Source organism: Limosilactobacillus caviae, from assembly GCF_014635905.1.
Lineage (GTDB): Bacteria > Bacillota > Bacilli > Lactobacillales > Lactobacillaceae > Limosilactobacillus > Limosilactobacillus caviae.
Window position 1 is genome coordinate 194,025 of the sequence record NZ_BMDS01000002.1, and the last position, 19,294, is coordinate 213,318.

Below are 19,294 nucleotides of genomic sequence, written 5' to 3' on the forward strand. Positions count from 1 at the left end.
ATGCTAGTTATGAGTGAGGAAAAATATGAAGGATTATTACCTCGGTTCCTAAAATATGTTAAAACTGAAACCAGGTCAAACCCTGATTCAGAAACTATTCCTTCTGACCCTAAAGAGACGGCATTTTTAAACGAATTAAAGGATGAGCTAGTTGCTTTAGGATTAAGTGATGTTCATATCAATCCACAGAGTTCATATTTGGTGGCAACTATTCCTAGTAATATTGACAAGAAGGTTCCAACAGTTGGTTTTATTGCGCACGTGGATACTGCTGATTTTAATGCTCATAATGTTAACCCGCAAATTGTGGAGAATTATGATGGAGCATCAGATATTAAACTTGATGAACAGGGTCAGTATACCCTAACAACTGCTGAATTTCCGTCATTAAAGAAATATCAAGGAAACACCTTAATTACTACTGATGGCTCAACCTTACTTGGAGCAGACGATAAATCAGGAGTTGCTGAAATAATAACAATGGCTGCTTATTTAATGGCGCATCCTGAAATCAAACATGGAACGATAAAGATTGGTTTAGGACCTGACGAAGAGATTGGTACTGGTGCTGACCATTTTGACGTTACTGATTTTGGTGCTGATTTTGCATATACTGTTGATGGGGGACCACTTGGCGAACTTGAATATGAAACATTCAATGCTGCTCAAGCTGAAATAGAGATTCAAGGAAAAGACGTTCATACAGGGGTTGCTAAGGGTACCATGATCAATGCTATCCAAGTTGCCATTGATTTACAAAATAGTCTACCAGCTCATGATCGGGCGGAACGGACTGATGGTCGTCAAGGGTTCTATCACCTGTATAAGTTTAATGGGACTGTTGACCATGCATCTATGACTTACCTAATTCGCGATCATGATAAAGAAACTTTTGTTGAACGAAAACATCTACTGGAGCGGATTGTAGCTGGCTTGAATGATGAACTTGGAGCTGACCGCGTAACAATGAACCTGTATGACCAGTACTATAATTTGAAAGATGCGCTAAAGGATCATATGGAAGTTGTTGAGATTGCAAAACATGCAATGGAAAACTTAGGCATTAAACCTGATATTTATCCAGTTCGTGGCGGAACAGATGGTTCAACAATTTCATATAAGGGATTACCAACACCAAATCTTTTTGCTGGTGGTGAAAATATGCATTCACGGTATGAATACGTTTCCTTGCAGACCATGGAAAAAGCGTTAGATACCCTTCTTGAGATTGTCCGGTTGACCGCCAAAGAAAATTAATTGTTTTAGGACAAAATAAAAAGGATCGAGTCTACAAAAAACTCAATCCTTTTTATTTAGTTATTCTTTTCACTGGGATTTGCATCTGCAGTAATCTTATCAACGCAATTAATAACAATCAATCCCATGATTACGGAACACCAGCCGACAAGGGTATAATCTGGTGTCATGGATTCTAGTTGACCTGTGATGTAAGCTAGGACCTCTCCCAGAATAAGTGCCCAAATACCGGCAACAATATTCTTTGATAAAAAGTTCATGTTGGTCATCCCCTTTGAAGTCATACCATATTCTAGCATATTTATTATTGTTTTTGAAAGGGCCACCTTAATTTCTCTATTTATAAACTGATTTGATATAATTTTATTGAGAGGTGAAACGAAGTGGATTTTACGCCCTTAGATGTTAAGAGTAGTTATAGTTTATTAAAAAGTCCGACACGAATTACAGATTTAGTTGCAGCAGCCAAGGAGCGTGGCTATAAGGCATTAGCATTAACAGATGAGAACGTCTTATACGGTGCGGTAGAATTTTATAATGAAGCTAAAAAAGCCGGTATAAAGCCAATTATCGGTCTTCGGATGGTTATCGCATTAAATGATATCGATGGGACCAAGCTAAGTCTAATATTCTTGGCAAAAAACCAACAAGGATATCAGCATTTAATGGATCTATCAACGCTTTATCAAACGAGAAAAAATAAAAAATTAGCCTTAACAATCAAGCAAATTCAGCCTTTGATGGGGGATTTATTTATTATTGTTCCTGTGCAGAGTACCGTTTTTAGTGTTATTACACAACCAACTTCAATTTTGACGGAATTATCTAAGGTAGCAGATGAAAATAGTCTGTTGCTGGGAATAAATCCACAATTAGATAATGTTCAGCTTGTTACACTGCAACAATTATCAAAAAAAATGTCATTGCCCTTGGTAGGGACTTCGCCAGTTGAATATTTAAATGCGAATGATCTCTTTGCTAGTCATGTCTTGCAAGCAATCGGTGCTGGTGCAGAATTGAAAGATCCGGCCGTAGATGCTGGTAGGTTAGGTGAAGATTATCTACAAGCACAGGAAAAAATAATCCAAGCATACCAAGAGGAAGGTATTATTAATGCGGCACAAAAAACGGTCGAGGTTGCTGATCAATGTAATGTTGAATTGCAATTTAAATCCCCGGTTTTACCACATTTTAAAACTCCTGATGGCATATCCTCCCAACAATACTTACGCTCTTTGTGCATTGCGGGACTAAGGCGACGACGAGTAGCGCAAGGAAAAACAATTCGTCAATATCAAGAACGATTAGCGATGGAATTGAGAGTAATTCATGAGATGGGGTTTGATGATTATTTTTTAATTGTGTGGGATGTAATGAATTTTGCCCATGAACATAAAATTACTACTGACCCTGGGAGGGGTTCTGCAGCTGGTTCTTTGGTGGCTTATGCTCTTGCGATTACTGAAGTTGATCCTTTGCAGTATGATTTATTGTTTGAACGTTTCCTTAATCCTGAACGAGCACAGATGCCAGATATTGACTTAGACCTTCCCGACAATCGGCGTGACGAAGTATTAAAATATGTTCATCAAAAATATGGACATGGACGAGTAGCACAGATTATTACCTTTGGAACGCTTGCGGCAAAGCAGGTTGTACGTGACGTAAGCCGTGTGTTTGGCCTTCCTCGTTATGATATGCAAAGATTGATTGATGCCTTGCCACATGGTAGTCATATGACATTGGCGACAGCTATAAAAGAATCCCAACGTTTAAAAAACTTATTAGATGACAGTCCTAAGATGCGCTTGCTAATTAAAGTCGCACAACAGCTAGAAGGATTACCGCGCCATTACTCGATTCACGCAGCGGGAATTGTACTTTCAGAACAGCCATTGCATGAGATAGTACCTCTTCAAGAAGGTAGCGACGGCTTATTAATGACTCAGTTTCCTAAAGATACTGTGGAAGCTCTCGGGCTACTAAAGATGGACTTTTTAGGATTAAAGAATTTATCAATCATGGACAACACCATGCAAATGATCAGGGAAAAAGACCCATCATTTAGTCTTCAACAAATTAATTTTAATGATTCATTAACTCTTGAACTGTTTCAACGTGGTGATACAGGAGGAATTTTCCAGTTCGAATCTAATGGGATTAGAAACGTATTAGTTAGTTTACACCCAACAAATTTTGAGGACATTGTAGCAGTAAATGCTCTTTATCGTCCTGGCCCAATGGAAAATATTTCCCACTTTACTGCTCGAAAAATGGGAAGAGAGAAGATTGGTTTTCCAGCACCGTCACTTGAAAAAATATTAGGTCCGACCTATGGAATCTTAGTCTACCAAGAACAGGTAATGCAACTAGCTTCTGCAATGGCAGGCTTTTCATTAGGGGAAGCCGACTTGCTAAGACGAGCAATGAGTAAAAAGAAGAAAGCAACGATGGATGAGATGCAGACTAAGTTCATTGCTGGTGCAGAAGAAAGGGGATATCCATCGCGGGTCGCTCAGCAGGTTTTTGAATATATAGATCGTTTTGCTAATTACGGGTTCAATCGTTCTCATGCGGTTGCATATTCAATGATGGCCTTCGAGATGGCTTACTTAAAGGTTCATTATCCTGCTGCCTTCTTTACAGCTTTAATGAATGCTGAAACTAATATTGAAAAATTAAAGCGTCATGTAAGTGATGCAAAGAAATTTGGCGTTCGAATCAGCGGTCCACGGATTAACATAAGTCAGAGCGGCTTTTTACTTTATGATGACGTGGTTTATTTTGGCCTTGCATCAATTAAGGGGGTAAGGCGCGATTTCATTGCTTCAATTATAAGGGAACGACAAGAGAATGGTAATTTCACTGATTTGCACAATTTTATTGCCCGCTTGCCTGAACAATGGCAAAAGCAAGAATTGATTGAACCATTAATTTATAGCGGAGCCTTTGATAATCTTGGCTATAATCGTGCTGAAATGATTGAAGCACTCCCTAAGTTAATCTCGGGAATTGAATTATTTGCAGGTTTTGCAGACTTTAGTGATGATCCTGCGTTACAAACAGCAATTCCGCGACGTAATGAATTTTCACTATTGACGCGCTTAACTAAAGAGAATGAATACTTGGGTGTTTACCTATCTGGGCATCCAGTTACCCAATATTATCAACTAGGTCAACAACTGGGAGCTGCCAAAATTAGTAATTTGTCCCCGAACAATGAAGTAACTCTTATAGTATTGACAAATAATATTAAAACTATATATACAAAACGCGAGCACCGCGAAATGGCTTTTGTCAATGCTACTGATGAAACCGGCTCAATTGATATTACTGTCTTCCCAAAACAGTATCAGCAATTTAAGGATCAGCTATCACAAAATAAAATATTAATTATTCGCGGAAAAACAGAACAACGCGAGGGACGAGGACTACAAATAATCGCTAATCAAATTTTAGATATAAAAGATGTTCAGCGCCACCAACCGAATAAACGATGGGTTCTAAGGATTCCCGAGCCTTTAGATACGAATTTGATTCACCAGAAATTAAATCAAATTTTTAATCAATATAGGGGGAATATTCCAGTTATTTTGTTTTATCCAGCAACTGATAGAAAAAGAATTCTTGCACGGCAGCAATGGTTAAAAGATTCTCAGAAAGTAAAAGAGGTTCTTATTGCGGTGCTGGGGCAAGAAAACGTTGTCTTGCAAGAGTTGAAAAGCAGATAATGATAATCTAAAAATTAGATAATAATTAGAAAAAATAGCTAATTTTAAAATGATAGCGCTTTTTTGCTACCTTTTGCACAAAAAATAAAGACACGTTATTTGAAAAGTGCTATCATAACAGTGTGCAAATGAGGCATACAATTACAGATGATAATTGATGCTATAGATGCAAAAGGAGAGATTCATTTATGAAGAAAACCAAGATTGTAAGTACACTTGGTCCTGCAAGTACTGATGTTGATACGATTGTTAAGTTGATCAACGCGGGAGCTAATATTTTCCGTTTCAACTTCTCACACGGTGACCACCCAGAACACTTGGGCCGAATGGAAAATGTACACAAGGCCGAAGAAATTACTGGTAAGCATGTTGGTATCATGCTTGATACTAAGGGTGCTGAAATTCGGACTACTGTTCAAAAAGAAGGTAAGATTAACTTCGAAATTGGTGACAAGGTTCGTATTTCAATGGATCCTTCAATTGAAGGTACCCATGATAAGATTGCTGTTACCTACCCAGGCTTATACGATGACACTCATGTTGGCGGTCATGTTCTTTTTGATGATGGTTTGATTGACATGGTCATTGATGAAAAAGACGATGCAAACAAAGAACTTGTCTGCCACGTATTAAACCATGGTGTTCTTGGTTCTCGTAAGGGTGTTAATGCTCCTGGTGTGTCAATCAACTTGCCAGGTATTACTGAAAAGGATAGTAGTGATATTCGTTTCGGTTTGGAAAACAAGATCAACTACATCTCAGCTTCATTCGTTCGTAAGGCTCAAGATGTTCTTGACATTCGTGAACTTCTTAAAGAAAAGAACATGGAAGACGTTCAAATCTTCCCTAAGATTGAATCTCAAGAAGGTATCGACAACTTCGAAGAAATCATTGAAGTATCTGATGGTTTAATGGTTCCTCGTGGTGACATGGGTGTTGAAATTCCTGCTCAAAATGTGCCTATCGTTCAAAAGCACATGATCAAGCGTTGTAATGAATTAGGTAAGCCAGTTATTACTGCTACTCAAATGCTTGACTCAATGCAAGAAAACCCTCGTCCAACCCGTGCCGAAGTATCAGATGTTGCTAACGCTGTATTTGATGGTACTGATGCTACTATGCTTTCTGGTGAAAGTGCTAACGGTGACTACCCAGTAGAATCTGTTGCAATGATGAACAACATTGACATCAAGGCTGAAAACCACCTTTGGGAATTCGGAACTGAAAAGTTTGATTGGGACAAGTCAGATGTAACCGAAACTATTGGTTCAGCTGTTGCTAATGCTGCTAAGGACTTAGATATTCATACTATTGTTGCTTACACTGCTTCTGGTTACACAGCTAAGATGATTTCTAAGTACCGTCCAAATGCTGATATCGTTGCCTTAACTCCAAATGAACGTGTAGAACGCGGCCTTATGATTAACTGGGGTGTTCAACCATACGTTGTTGATGAAATGAAGAACACTGATAAGATGTTCGACTTAGCTGCTAAGAAAGCGGTAGAACTTGGCTTTGCTAAGAAGGGCGACAAGATCATCATTGTTGCTGGTGTTCCTTTGGGTGTTCCAGGTGCAACCAACATGATGCGTGTTAAGACTATCGACTAATATTTAATAAATTAGTAAGACAATTTTAAAGACTTGGGAGAATTATTCTTCCAAGTTTTTTTGTTGAAAAAATTGGCTTTTACTTAGTCTGCATAAAGGTTAAATCAATTGATCCTACTAGTAAAATAATCTCCCACCGTGTAAAATCGATATAGAATAAAAAAGGATAAGTGATGTAAAATGAATTCAGCATTAGGAAAAGTTGTTACCGCGGTAATGATTGATGAGAACGATACGGATTATTTTGTTCAACCCGATCGTAACGGACAAACATACCGGTTGCCTAAAAAAGAAAGTCCGCAAATATTGCATATTGGTGGACAAGTTCGTGGCTTTGTCTATGAAAATGAAAAGCATCAATTGCAGATGACTTGTGAACATATTCCAACAATTCAAGTAGACCACTATGACTACGGGACTGTCGTCAATGTCCGACGTGATCTAGGGGTTTTTGTTGATATTGGATTGCCCAATAAGGATATCGTTGTTTCTTTAGATGATTTACCCAGTTTAAAACATCTATGGCCACAGCCAGGCGATCGTTTGCTAATGTCATTGCAAGTTGATGATAAGGATCGCCTTTGGGGGAAACTAGCGGATGATCAAATTTATCAGACAATATCGGCTGCTCCTGATAAACGCTTACTTAATCATGATACATATGCAACCGTGTATCGATTAAAAATGAGTGGGACTTTTGCAATCACTGATGATTATCATTTAGGATTTATTCATCCAAGTGAGCGGGATCAAGAGCCACGTTTAGGACAACGAGTAAAGGCACGGGTTATTGGTCTTTCATCTCATGGAAGCCTTAATTTATCACTAAAGCCACGGGCATATGAAGCAATTAGCGAAGATGCGCAGATGATTTTAACGATGCTAGAACACGATATCAATCATCGGTTACCGTATACGGATAAGACAGATCCATCAATTATTCGAAGTGTGTTTGGCATTAGCAAAGGACAATTTAAGCGAGCAGTTGGTCATTTGCTTAAAGAAAAAATTGTAGAACAACGTGATGGCCAATTAATTCTAATAAAAGAGAATCAAGATTAATGGATGATAATGTAGCTGAATTTTTAGCCTTTTTAAGAGAAGACCGCCACTTAAGCAATAACACTATTATGAGTTATCAGCGTGATCTAGGGCAGACAATGACCTATCTCCAGAATCACGGAATTTCGCAGTGGCAGCAGGTTGATCAGTATATGCTGATTGAAGTTTTAAATGAGTTTCGCCAACAAAACAAAGCCAATTCAACAATTAATCGTGTAATTTCGAGTTTACGCCAATTTTATAAGTATATGATTCGTCATCATTATCTAACGGTTAACCCAATGGAGATGATTGACCATCAATATACTTTTGATCAGCCTGCAACACCGGTAATTTTAACTGAAAAAGAAATTGAGCAATTACTTCAAGTACCAGATGTATCCACTCCTTTAGGCATTCGAGATCGTGCCCTCCTAGAAGTGATGGATGCAACAGGGATGCGGGTTAGTGAAATTATTGCATTAAATATTGTAGATCTCCACCTTGATGTTAAATTATTACAGATTACAGGTAAGAATAATCAAGAGCGAATAATTCCTCTGAGTCAACCAGCAGTAGAATGGATAGAAAAATATTTAAAAGATAGTCGTCCGCAATTAATAAAGAATAAACAAGAGACGATTGTTTTTGTAAATGCTCACGGATGCCCATTAACTCGACAGGGGATTTGGAAAAAAATGAAGGAATGGGTTACGGAAGCAAAAATAAAAAAAGAAGTTACCCCGCAAACAATGCGTTATTCATTTGCCGTTCATTTAATTGAAAACGGCGCTGATATCCAATTAATTCAGGAAATCTTAGGTTACAATGCGATGAAAGCTATTCAGCCATATTTGAAGGTATCACCGCAACAATTATCTGCTAATTATATGAAATATCATCCACGAGCATAGAAAGGAATATATAATGTTAGTTCGCTACCGAAAAGATTACCAAAAAATAGCTCTTGGGTTACTATCTCTAGTGACAGACTTGCGAAAAGATAATCGATTCATGGAAGAAATGGACTGGGCAATTGCCAGTGACTGGCCGATTTTCTTATGGAGAGACATGGATGATAGTCATTTTATCGGGATTGTTATTTTAGAAATTGGCGACTATTACGTATTGGTTCGCCGGTTATCCTTTACACCTAGTGAACGATCTGGTCATAATATATTTTCATTGTTAGACGGCGTTCATGACCAATATCCTGATAAGCGCCTTTTAGGGACTTTAGCAACCCAACCAATAATTAGTATGTGGGAGAGAAATAATGAGTGAGCAAGTGCAACCGCAAAAACCATTCCAACCAGTGATTAAGGTTCATGATTTTGAGGGGCCGCTAGATTTGTTATTACACTTAATAAAACAATCTGAAATGGATATTTATGATATTCAAATTTCGCAAATTACAAGTCAATACCTCGAATATCTACATCAGATGCAAAATCATCAATTAGAAGTTGCGGGGGAATATTTTGTAATGGCCGCCACCTTGATGGATATTAAAAGTCAGATGCTTTTACCCTCGCCACCACCAATTGATATGGAGCCAGAAATAGAAGAAGTTGATCCGCGTCAGGAATTAGTTGACCAATTACTTGAATATCAGCGGTATAAAAAGGCAGCCGATCACCTTAAAGATAAAGAGAGTTTACGACAACAGGAATATACCCGGCCAGCAATGCAAGTGCCAGCTGATATGATAAAAGCACATGTTGAACCAGGAATAAACTTGGAAGATCTACAGCAGGCGTTTACTAATGTTTTACGCCGGCAGCAATTAGCAACGCCTCTAGTTGAGACAGTGGCTGCAGAAAAGATAAGTGTAGGTCAGCGGATGAAACAAGTTTTTAAGTTTATTCAAGAAGGACCAGCACGATTCGATGATCTTTTTAGTGATATGTATACTCGTGATGGACTAGTAACTACTTTTTTAGCAATCCTTGAATTAGCAAAACACCAAGCAATTGTAATCAACCAAACAGGTTTGTTTGAACCGATAATTTTAGTGGAGGGACCTAAGAGTGGCGAATATGAAACTAACCAATCAAGCGCAGATTGAAGGATTATTATTTATCAGTGGAGATGAAGGAATTACTCTTAGTGATTTAGCAAAAATATCTGGTTTTATGAAGCCGGCAATTTTAGCAATTCTTCAAGAACTGAAAATAAAATATGAGAATGATCGGACATCTGCTTTTGTTTTATTGGAAAGCAACCAAACGTATCGTTTAGCAACTAAGCCACAACTAGCTAATGTAATCAAGCATTATTTTGAAGTGCCGCTGACTGTTCCGCTTACTAAAGCATTGTTAGAGGTGTTAGCAATTGTTGCTTATCGTCAACCAATTACACGATTAGAAATTGATGACATTCGAGGGGTTAAAAGCTCCGGGTCCCTGCAAAAATTAATGGTACGAGGATTAATTGATACTCATGGACGGTTAGACGCTCCTGGTCGACCGTTCTTATATTCAACAACTCCAGCATTCTTGAACTATTTTGGCTTAAGTAATTTAGATGAATTGCCACCGCTTCCAGATCAAGATGAATTAGATGTTAGTGATATAAATGGTGATATTTTCCTTGAAGCATTACAAACCCGCGAAAAAGGAAAGGAAGATAATTAAATGGAAAGATTACAAAAAGCAATGGCTGAGGCAGGAGTAGCGTCACGACGCGCTTCAGAAAAACTAATTCTTCAAGGGAAAGTTGCTGTTAACGGTACGATAGTAAAAGAGCTAGGGACTAAAGTAGGTACGCATGATGAGATAGTTGTAAATGGTGTACCTATCCAGCGTGAGCAGCATGTTTATTATCTATTAAATAAACCACGGGGAGTAATCTCTAGTGCTCATGATGATAAAGGGCGACGAACGGTAGTTGATATTATTCATGATGAAGATATTGATGAGCGGATTTATCCAGTTGGCCGCTTGGACTACGATACGACAGGAATTTTACTATTAACTAATGATGGGGCATTAGCCAATAAGTTAATGCATCCTAAATATGAAGTTGAAAAAACATACATTGCAAAAGTTGAGGGTATTATCAAAAACGATGAATTAAAGCAGCTGCGGTTGGGTGTTATTGTTGATGGTCGAAAAACTAAACCAGCAAAGTCCAAACTGATTAATGTTGATCGGGCAAAAAAGACCAGTCTTGTTCAGCTAACAATTCATGAGGGCAGAAACCATCAAGTAAAGAACATGTTTAAAGTAGTTGGTCATCCAGTTATTAAGTTACATCGAGAAACTTATGGTCCGCTTAATTTATACGGGTTACAACCGGGTGAATTTCGGGCGCTAAAACCTGAAGAAATTCAAATGTTGAAAAAATAAAAATTTAATATATTAGCAATAGGCTAAGTTTTATGGAATAAATGATAAGAAAAAGCCGTAAGCGTTGACATAATTAACGAAGCACATTAAAATAGTAAGTGTAAAATATTATAAACGTTTGTCTTCAAGGCGTGGTGTAATTCCCGACCGGCGGTAATAGTCCGCAACCCGCTGCATAGTGTAGTGGTTGAGCTGGTGTAATTCCAGAACCGACAGTATAGTCTGGTATAAAGAAGATTTCTGTATTAAATAATCTTTAAATGATTTATTTGCGTTGCTGACAAACTTATTAAGTCAGTAGCGCTTTTTTAATGCAGGATGCCAAATGGAGGCAATCTCAAATGGAGGTTGTTAATAATGACAATGACGCATCAACGTATTCAACGGTTAGTAGGAATAGCATGTTTAAGTGCTTTAGCATTTATTTTAATGTTTTTTGAATTTCCTGTGTTACCCATGGCTCCCTATCTAAAATTAGATTTTTCAGATGTTCCGGTTTTAATAGGGGGATATATATATGGTCCGGTAGGCGGTATTGCAATTGCTGCAATAAAATGTTTGATTCATGGAATGGTTCATGGCTTTTCACCTGCGGAATTAATTGGGGTTACGAGTGATTTTATTTCTTCATTAGCGCTTCTTCTCCCATTTTCGTGGGTATGGCGTCATCATAGTTGGACTAAGAAGAAACAAGCACTGGTGGGGATTGTTTTAAGTACAGTGATTTTGACTGTTCTAATGTCCCTTTTAAACCTGTGGGTGCTTACGCCGCTTTATATGGCTGTTTGGAATTGGAAGCCAACTTTACCAGTAGCACAGTTGGTGGCCATTGGGGTATTGCCATTTAATATTATCAAGGGTTTAGTTGTAACAATTGTATATGTAATTGTTGCAGGACGGTTAGGCTCATGGTTAGATCAGCATCGGACAATTTAAGATCAAGATTAAAAGGGCATCTAGAGTTCAGTTTTACCGGGCTTTAGATGCCATTTATGTACCGCGCTGTTTACTTTTTTATCAATCAGGGGAGTTATTTAGATAAATTGGTAATTTATTGAATTTAATACTAGTATTTTTAAATAAATTACGTATATAAATAATAGGGAGGTGAGAATGGTGACCAAGTTATTGCGTTTTTTTAGTTATCATCAGCCACGAAGAATTCGCGTAATAGAAAATACTTTAAAAAGCCGGCGGACAGTTGCAACTTTATTTTGGGCACGTCAATACAGAATCTTAGAATGGCTCGGAGCATATCGCTCTTTGACAAGGCAGGACTATGACCAAACAATTAATGGCCTTGTAAATGATGGTTTATTAATGATTGATGATCAATTACAGGCAAAATTAACGGAAAAGGGAGCTAGTCAGTTAAAAAAGGAAGAGAGCAATTTATATACTCCATCTTTCTATGATTGGTACTGGCTGGCAAATACACAGCGGATAATGCAGCGGTTATTTTTAGCTATTCAAGTTGTATCTGAATATTCATATGGACAAAGAAAGTATGTTCCATTAGCAATATCTTATGGTGAGATGCTGGCTGTAAAGCAGTGGTTTCGCCAAAACTTTCGTCAGAACATTGTTAATGAGCTTTATTCCGATTTACACCGATTAGGAAGTGCTTTAGAAAATGAAGATCCACGGTTGGCAACTGATCTCTTTAACGTGATGATTGGTCACAATTATTCTGGCTGGACAGTTAATCAAGCAAGTGCTGATTTAAATATAGGACTTGATGATGTTCAATTTTTACGGCATGATGAGATGTTGGCTATTAGTGCATATGCCCGTAACTTTCCGGGACCATTACAGCAATTATTTTTGCCATTATTCAATGAAAGCCCATTAAATCGTAGTGCACAGATAACGTTTGATTTATACGTTAAGGGACTATCGATTGAACAAATTGCACAACAGCGCCGACTAAAGCAGAATACGATTAAAGAGCATTTATTGGAGGCAGCTGTTCTAATTCCGAATAAGTTAAATTGGGATGCTTTACTGCCAGCAGATAAAAGAGTAGCACTTGGTAAATTTTATCAAGGGGATCCTACGAGCTGGGAGTTTAACGAAGATAAAGCTACTTTTTATGAATATCGCTTATATCAGATATATCAAGGAATAACTGATGGAAAATAATGAAAAAATATTACAAATATTAAAGAAGCGTTTTGGCTTTGATAAATTTCGTCCAGGTCAGAAAGAAACAATAGATGCGTTATTGGCTGGGAAAGATGCCTTAACAGTCTTACCAACAGGGGCCGGGAAATCCCTTTTATATCAGCTTCCGGCATATTTGATTTCTGGAACGGTTGTTATCGTTTCACCGCTGCTTTCATTGATGCAAGACCAAGTTGATAGGTTACATCGGCAAGGCGAAAAAAGAGTAATAATGCTGAGTGGACAAATTATTGGTCGCGAGCGGGCTAATATATTGCGTAATCTGAAATCGTTTAAATTTGTGTTTGCCTCTCCAGAAATGCTTGATAACCAAAATGTTTTAGAAGCGCTCAAAAACATTAATGTCGATTTGTTAGTAATTGATGAAGCTCACTGCATCTCACAATGGGGCCCTGATTTTCGCCCAGAATATTTACTTTTAAAGAACATTCGGCAACAACTAGGGAAACCGGCTACTTTAATGTTAACGGCAACTGCTACTCCTCGCATTCGTCAGGATATTTTGGCAAAGCTGGGAATAATAACCGCACAACAAATAATAAGACCTGTTGACCGTCCCAATATATTTTTAGCAGTACAGCAGAAGACAACGCAGAAAGAAAAAGATGAAGAACTATTGCAACTAGTCCGGAAGTTTGACGGCCCAGGAATAATATATTTTGCTAGTCGAAAATTAGCGTCTCAGATGGCAGAATGGCTTAGCTCACAGACTGATTTAAATGTTGCGGCATATCATGCAGGAGTTGCAACGATTGAACGATTTCGGATTCAAAACCAGTTTATGAATAATGAGTTACAGGTTATTTGTGCAACAAGTGCATTTGGAATGGGAATTGATAAAAACGATGTTCGTTATGTAATTCATTATCATTTACCTAGTAATTTAGAAAATTATCTACAAGAAATAGGACGAGCTGGCCGAGATGGGAAACAAAGCCTTGCCGTCCTTCTATATGCCAATGGGGATGAAATGATTCAGCGACAATTAACGAGTATTGATATTCCTCCAGCTAGTCTTTTACAACAAATAAAAGATGATAAAATTTCATCAACGATTCTTGGTGACCAGGGAGCGTTGTTTGAATTTTATTTAAATCATCAATCGACCCCTGAACAAATAATTACAATGTTTAATCAACGAAAAAGTCAAACAGAAGAAGAATTACAGAGAATGCTTGGATATATTAAAGCGGATAGTTGCAGGCGTAAGTATCTACTAAACTATTTTGGTGAAACAGAAAAGAAACAGGAAAGTATTTGTTGCGATAATGAGATGCCAGAGTGGAAGCATAAGGTTTTTTTACCAGCTCGTGCAGAGAAAACCATAACCCAAAAGCTTGACTGGCATGAGCGGCTAAAACAATTATTAAATATTACTGAAAATTAAAGTTTAGTGTAGTTGCTAGACAAGTATTAAATGATTGCGATACAATCAGAATGTTAATTCTCAAAAAGGAGGCATGATTACTTTGAGTGAGGAACGAAAAGAGAGCCGGCGGGCAAATGATGAGTTATGGGATAAAAAATTTGCTGACAATGAAGACCTTGATCGCGATGGTCACTTGTCACGGACAGAGCACCGAAAGCAGCGATCGCATAATTCGATGATCACGACGATTTTAATTGTATTAATTATTGTCCTTGCTGCTACTCCGCTTATTTACTGGATCAATAATAAGCAATCATTCAATCATCCTGTAAGAACTGAACAAGTAGCTACCAGCTCTGAAAATAGTAAAAAAAAAGTATCTCACAGTTCAAGTACCTCTAGCAAAAAATCCCCCAAGAGTAGTAGTGTGAGCGATGAAAGTTCAGTTTCTTCGTCAAGTACTGAATCAAGTTCAACCCAGCCTAGCCAGAGCTATAGCAGTACTCCGCAAAGCAGCAGTAGTTATTATCGCTATAGTAGCAGTAACCGTTATAATAATGGTTATTACCAAAATCGCAATACTCAAAATCGTTATAGCAATTATCAGCAAACACCTCGACGCTATAATAACGGTGAGACATATAATCGGTATAATAATTCAGGAAGTACAAATCATTATAATTATCGATAATCTTAAACAATCCTAGTTAGTATTAGGTTAAAATTTAGAGGAGTGAATAACAAAGAATGAACAAAGGGTTACAAGTCGCTATTGATGGTCCGGCCTCGGCAGGAAAAAGTACAGTCGCAAAATTAGTAGCAAAAAAATTTAATTATGTTTATTGTGATACGGGGGCAATGTACCGAGCAGTTACGCTGGAAGTATTAAATCAGGGAATTGACCCCAATGATGAAAAAGCTATCGCTGAAATTGCACACCAAGTAAAAATTGATTTTGAGCCGGGAGAGTCAGAACAGCGAGTATTTTTAAATGGTGAAGAAGTAACCCATGCTATTCGGTTGCCGAAAGTTGCTGAAAATGTGTCAGCTATTGCAGCTGTTCCTGAAGTTCGTGCGGAAATGACAAAGCAACAGCGCCAAATTGCTGAAAAAGGCGGTATTGTAATGGACGGACGCGATATTGGAACAACTGTTTTACCTAATGCACCAGTAAAGATTTTTATGGTAGCTAGTGCTTATGAACGTGCACGTCGTCGTTATGTTGAAAATAAGGCAAAAGGGATTGATACTACTTCCTTAGAAGATTTACAAAAGGCAATTGAATTAAGAGATAAAAAAGATTCCACAAGGAAAGTGTCACCACTGACTCAGGCAGCAGATGCGGTAAGATTAGATACAACGAATTTAACAATTGACGAAGTTGTAGATAAAATTAGTCAAATAATCAAAAAAACACAAGATGAATTAGCCTAAATACTGGAAATGTGAAACAAATTTTAGTAAAATATCATTTAGAGTTGATTGTTGCAAGGAGGATTTTTTTTAATGGCTGAAAACAACGAAAACAAAAACGATATGTTAGAAGCGCTTGATAGCATTGAACAAGTAAAGGTGGGCGATGTTGTCAAGGGTGAAGTTTTGGCAATCGATGATGATCGCCAAGCTATCGTTGGAATTAAAGATGCAGGGGTTGAAGGTGTCGTCCCTGCTAAGGAATTATCAACCAAGCCAGTTGAAGACATCAATGATGCTGTAAAAGTAGGTGACGAATTAGACTTAGTTGTCATTTCCAAGATCGGTAACGACAAGGAAAATGGTAGCTACCTTCTTTCTCACCGTCGTCTTGAAGCCCGTAAGGTATGGGATGACATTCAAAAGAAGTTTGATGAAGGTGAACACATCACCGCAAAAGTCACTCAAGCTGTTAAGGGTGGATTAGTCGTTGATGCTGGAGTTCGTGGCTTCGTCCCTGCTTCAATGATTACGGATCACTATGTTGAAGACCTTAACCAATTTAAGGGTCAAGAACTAGAATTTAAGATTGTAGAGATTGAACCAAGTGAAAACCGTTTGATTCTTTCCCACAAGGAAATTATTCAAGCTCAACACGAAAAGGCAGCAGAAAAGGTATTTTCTGAATTACAACCAGGTGATGTTGTTGAAGGTAAAGTTGCTCGTATGGCTAACTTCGGTGCTTTCATTGACCTTGGTGGTGTTGATGGATTAGTTCACGTTTCTGAAATTTCATATGATCACGTTGACAAGCCTTCTGATGTTTTGACTGCTGGTCAAGATGTTAAGGTTAAGGTATTGAGCGTTGATCCTGAACGTGAACGGATTTCATTATCTATTAAGCAGACCTTACCTGGACCATGGGATGACATTGAAGAAAAGGCTCCAGTTGATAGTGTATTAACTGGTACTGTTAAGCGCTTGACTAGTTTTGGTGCTTTTGTTGAAGTGTTCCCTGGTGTTGAAGGTTTAGTTCACATTTCACAAATTTCACATAAGCACATTGCTACACCTGCTGATGTTCTTAAGCCAGGTCAAGAAGTTCAAGTTAAGGTAATCAATGTTGATCCTGAACACCAACGTCTTGGTTTGTCAATGAAGGCTCTTGAAGAACGTCCAAAGGAAGACGAAAACAACAATAACAACGGTGAAAACTACCGTGGTCGTCGTCGTTCACGTCGTAACAATAACAACCGGAGCTTCATGAACAATGCTCCAGAAGAAGAAAGTGGCTTCTCAATGGGTGACTTAATTGGTGACAAGCTTAAGGACCTACGGAACTAGTTTCTTAAATTAATTATCTTTTAAGGGGGAAGTGACAGTATTGTTACTTCCTCTTTAATCATTTAAAAAACAAAGAAAGAAGGTGGAAAGATTGGCTAATCCAATCGTAGCAGTCGTTGGTCGTCCGAATGTTGGTAAATCAACGCTGTTTAATCGTATTGCAGGAGAACGAATTTCAATTGTAGAGGATACTCCAGGTGTTACGCGTGATCGTATTTACGCTCATGCCGAGTGGTTAGGTAAATACTTTAGTATGATTGACACTGGTGGAATTGAAATTTCAGATCAACCATTATTAACCCAAATTCGTCAACAAGCTGAAATCGCTATTGATGAAGCTGATGTTATTATTTTTGTTGTTGATGTAGAGAACGGGGTAACTGATGCCGATGAACAGGTAGCGCGGATTCTATATCGATCTGATAAGCCGGTTGTTCTTGCTGTTAATAAAGTTGATAATCCTGAACGGCGTAGTGATATTTATGATTACTATTCACTTGGCCTAGGTGAACCATATGCTGTTTCAAGTGTTCACGGTATTGGAATGGGTGATCTTTTAGATGCGGTTGTTAAACAGTTCCCAGATAATGCCGCAAATGATAAGGATGAAAGCATTCACTTTAGTTTTATTGGTCGTCCAAATGTTGGTAAATCCTCATTAGTAAATGCAATTTTAGGAGAAAACCGGGTAATTGTATCTAATGTGGCCGGAACGACGCGGGATGCAATTAATACTCAGTTTACGACAACAGATGGGCAAAAATTCACGATGGTCGATACTGCTGGTATTCGTAAAAAGGGAAAAATATATGAAAACACTGAACGTTATTCATTGATGCGTTCTATGCGGGCAATTGATGGCAGTGATGTTGTCTTAGTGGTGCTAAATGCTGAAGAAGGTATTCGGGAATTAGATAAACATATTGCAGGGTATGCTCATGAAGCTGGTTGTGGTGTCATTATCGTTGTCAATAAGTGGGATACTCTGAAAGAAAAAGATCACCGCACGATGACCGATTTTACTAACTTGATTCGGCAAGAATTCCAGTACCTTAGCTACGCACCAATTATTTTTGTTTCTGCTAAGACAAAGCAACGGTTAAATCAATTACCATCTTTAATTGAAGAAGTATATGACCACCATCGTCAACGTATTCAATCGGCTGTATTGAATGATGTTTTAATGGATGCGATTGCGGCAAACCCTACTCCGACGCAAAATGGTCGTCGCCTACGTGTTTACTATGGTACTCAAGTAGCAACGGAACCGCCGACATTTGTTATTTTTGTGAATGATCCCGACCTAATGCACTTTTCTTACGAGCGTTATTTAGAGAACCAAATTCGAAAAGCGTTTGATTTTTCTGGAACGCCAATCCACTTAATTAAGCGTCAGCGGCAGTAAAGGTTAGAGAATTCTCAATAAAATGAAAAAACATTAAAAATGCGCATAGAACTTAAGAAAACCGCTTGCCAGCAGGCTTTCTCTATGCTAATCTTAACAATGAAATGATACGAACTTCTCGTAGTTATTTCGTTAATTTTGGACCACTCAAAATTAACATTCACTGACGCGAGTTTAATACTCTCGTTGATTGTGGGAGGTGAAACAACATGGCAAACAAAGCAGAATTAGTAAGCAATGTTGCTACTGCAACTGGCTTAACCAAGAAGGATGCTACTGCAGCTGTAGATGCTGTTTTTAGTTCAATTCAAGCATCTTTAGCTAAGGGTGAAAAGGTTCAATTGATTGGCTTCGGTAACTTCGAAGTACGTCAACGTGCTGCACGTAAGGGCCGCAACCCACAAACTGGAGAAGAAATCAACATTCCTGCAAGCAAGGTACCAGCATTCAAGCCTGGTAAAGCTTTAAAGGATGCTGTTAAGTAATTTAACAGCTAAATGTTAAAGAGACTGGTAAAGAACGAAAGTTTTTTACCAGTCTCTTATTTATTCCAAGCTTTTTCAAAAAATCTGCAATCTAAATAAGCGGGC

18 protein-coding genes and 1 riboswitch are annotated in these 19,294 nt (G+C 38.1%); of the genes, 17 read left to right on the plus strand and 1 reads right to left on the minus strand.

The features are described 5' to 3' along the window. Nucleotides 1-9: 9 nt before the first annotated feature. Nucleotides 10-1,257, plus strand: a complete 1,248-nt coding sequence (gene pepT, locus IEU90_RS03700) for a peptidase T (RefSeq protein WP_153709725.1) — start codon at nucleotides 10-12, stop codon at nucleotides 1,255-1,257. 56 nt (nucleotides 1,258-1,313) lie between these two features. Here pepT and IEU90_RS03705 read toward each other — a convergent pair whose 3' ends face one another. After that, nucleotides 1,314-1,556: a YjzD family protein gene (locus IEU90_RS03705; RefSeq protein ID WP_153709814.1), complete on the minus strand. Its 243-nt coding sequence runs from the start codon at nucleotides 1,554-1,556 to the stop codon at nucleotides 1,314-1,316. Between the two features lie 84 nt (nucleotides 1,557-1,640). Between IEU90_RS03705 and dnaE the strand changes: the two genes are divergently transcribed. From dnaE to hbs, 16 genes are all read left to right on the plus strand, one after another. Further along, complete coding sequence (gene dnaE / locus IEU90_RS03710) at nucleotides 1,641-4,988, plus strand: DNA polymerase III subunit alpha (RefSeq protein ID WP_188357749.1); 3,348 nt, start codon at nucleotides 1,641-1,643, stop codon at nucleotides 4,986-4,988. A 188-nt stretch (nucleotides 4,989-5,176) separates the two neighbouring features. Next, nucleotides 5,177-6,598 carry a pyruvate kinase gene (gene pyk / locus IEU90_RS03715; protein ID WP_153709724.1) on the plus strand — a complete coding sequence of 474 codons (1,422 nt, stop codon included), beginning with the start codon at nucleotides 5,177-5,179 and terminating at the stop codon, nucleotides 6,596-6,598. A gap of 180 nt (nucleotides 6,599-6,778) precedes the next feature. Beyond that, on the plus strand, nucleotides 6,779-7,660 hold the full coding sequence (locus IEU90_RS03720; protein ID WP_153709723.1) for a CvfB family protein: 882 nt from the start codon (nucleotides 6,779-6,781) through the stop codon (nucleotides 7,658-7,660). Continuing rightward, complete coding sequence (locus IEU90_RS03725) at nucleotides 7,660-8,553, plus strand: tyrosine recombinase (RefSeq protein WP_153709722.1); 894 nt, start codon at nucleotides 7,660-7,662, stop codon at nucleotides 8,551-8,553. Before IEU90_RS03720 ends, IEU90_RS03725 begins: the two co-directional genes overlap by 1 nt. Nucleotides 8,554-8,566: 13 nt before the next feature. After that, nucleotides 8,567-8,923 carry a reductase gene (locus IEU90_RS03730; RefSeq protein ID WP_153709721.1) on the plus strand — a complete coding sequence of 119 codons (357 nt, stop codon included), beginning with the start codon at nucleotides 8,567-8,569 and terminating at the stop codon, nucleotides 8,921-8,923. Further along, nucleotides 8,916-9,707, plus strand: coding sequence for a segregation and condensation protein A (locus tag IEU90_RS03735; protein WP_153709720.1), 792 nt, complete (start codon nucleotides 8,916-8,918; stop codon nucleotides 9,705-9,707). Before IEU90_RS03730 ends, IEU90_RS03735 begins: the two co-directional genes overlap by 8 nt. After that, the gene (gene scpB, locus IEU90_RS03740) at nucleotides 9,670-10,275 is read left to right on the plus strand and encodes an SMC-Scp complex subunit ScpB (RefSeq protein ID WP_229723575.1); all 606 of its coding nucleotides are present in this window, start codon (nucleotides 9,670-9,672) and stop codon (nucleotides 10,273-10,275) included. The genes IEU90_RS03735 and scpB overlap by 38 nt, the downstream gene beginning before the upstream one ends. Then, nucleotides 10,276-10,989, plus strand: coding sequence for a pseudouridine synthase (locus IEU90_RS03745; RefSeq protein ID WP_153709719.1), 714 nt, complete (start codon nucleotides 10,276-10,278; stop codon nucleotides 10,987-10,989). It abuts the gene before it with no gap. Nucleotides 10,990-11,105: 116 nt separating this feature from the next. Beyond that, nucleotides 11,106-11,231: riboswitch (FMN riboswitch) on the plus strand. 115 nt (nucleotides 11,232-11,346) lie between these two features. Continuing rightward, nucleotides 11,347-11,925, plus strand: coding sequence for an ECF transporter S component (locus IEU90_RS03750; RefSeq protein ID WP_153709718.1), 579 nt, complete (start codon nucleotides 11,347-11,349; stop codon nucleotides 11,923-11,925). Between the two features lie 177 nt (nucleotides 11,926-12,102). Continuing rightward, entirely contained in the window at nucleotides 12,103-13,131 is a 1,029-nt protein-coding gene (locus IEU90_RS03755) for a helix-turn-helix domain-containing protein (protein ID WP_153709717.1), read from the plus strand. Further along, entirely contained in the window at nucleotides 13,121-14,560 is a 1,440-nt protein-coding gene (locus tag IEU90_RS03760) for a RecQ family ATP-dependent DNA helicase (RefSeq protein ID WP_188357750.1), read from the plus strand. The genes IEU90_RS03755 and IEU90_RS03760 overlap by 11 nt, the downstream gene beginning before the upstream one ends. A gap of 82 nt (nucleotides 14,561-14,642) precedes the next feature. Further along, nucleotides 14,643-15,233 carry a LysM domain-containing protein gene (locus IEU90_RS03765; protein ID WP_153709715.1) on the plus strand — a complete coding sequence of 197 codons (591 nt, stop codon included), beginning with the start codon at nucleotides 14,643-14,645 and terminating at the stop codon, nucleotides 15,231-15,233. A gap of 56 nt (nucleotides 15,234-15,289) precedes the next feature. After that, on the plus strand, nucleotides 15,290-15,976 hold the full coding sequence (gene cmk, locus IEU90_RS03770) for a (d)CMP kinase (RefSeq protein ID WP_153709714.1): 687 nt from the start codon (nucleotides 15,290-15,292) through the stop codon (nucleotides 15,974-15,976). Between the two features lie 72 nt (nucleotides 15,977-16,048). Beyond that, a complete protein-coding gene (gene rpsA / locus IEU90_RS03775; RefSeq protein ID WP_188357751.1) occupies nucleotides 16,049-17,299 on the plus strand; it encodes a 30S ribosomal protein S1 in 1,251 nt (416 codons plus the stop codon). A 91-nt stretch (nucleotides 17,300-17,390) separates the two neighbouring features. Next, on the plus strand, nucleotides 17,391-18,704 hold the full coding sequence (gene der, locus IEU90_RS03780; RefSeq protein WP_153709712.1) for a ribosome biogenesis GTPase Der: 1,314 nt from the start codon (nucleotides 17,391-17,393) through the stop codon (nucleotides 18,702-18,704). A gap of 209 nt (nucleotides 18,705-18,913) precedes the next feature. Further along, nucleotides 18,914-19,189 (plus strand): non-specific DNA-binding protein Hbs, encoded by a 276-nt coding sequence (gene hbs / locus IEU90_RS03785; protein ID WP_003666054.1) that lies wholly within the window; start codon nucleotides 18,914-18,916, stop codon nucleotides 19,187-19,189. Nucleotides 19,190-19,294 lie beyond the last annotated feature (105 nt).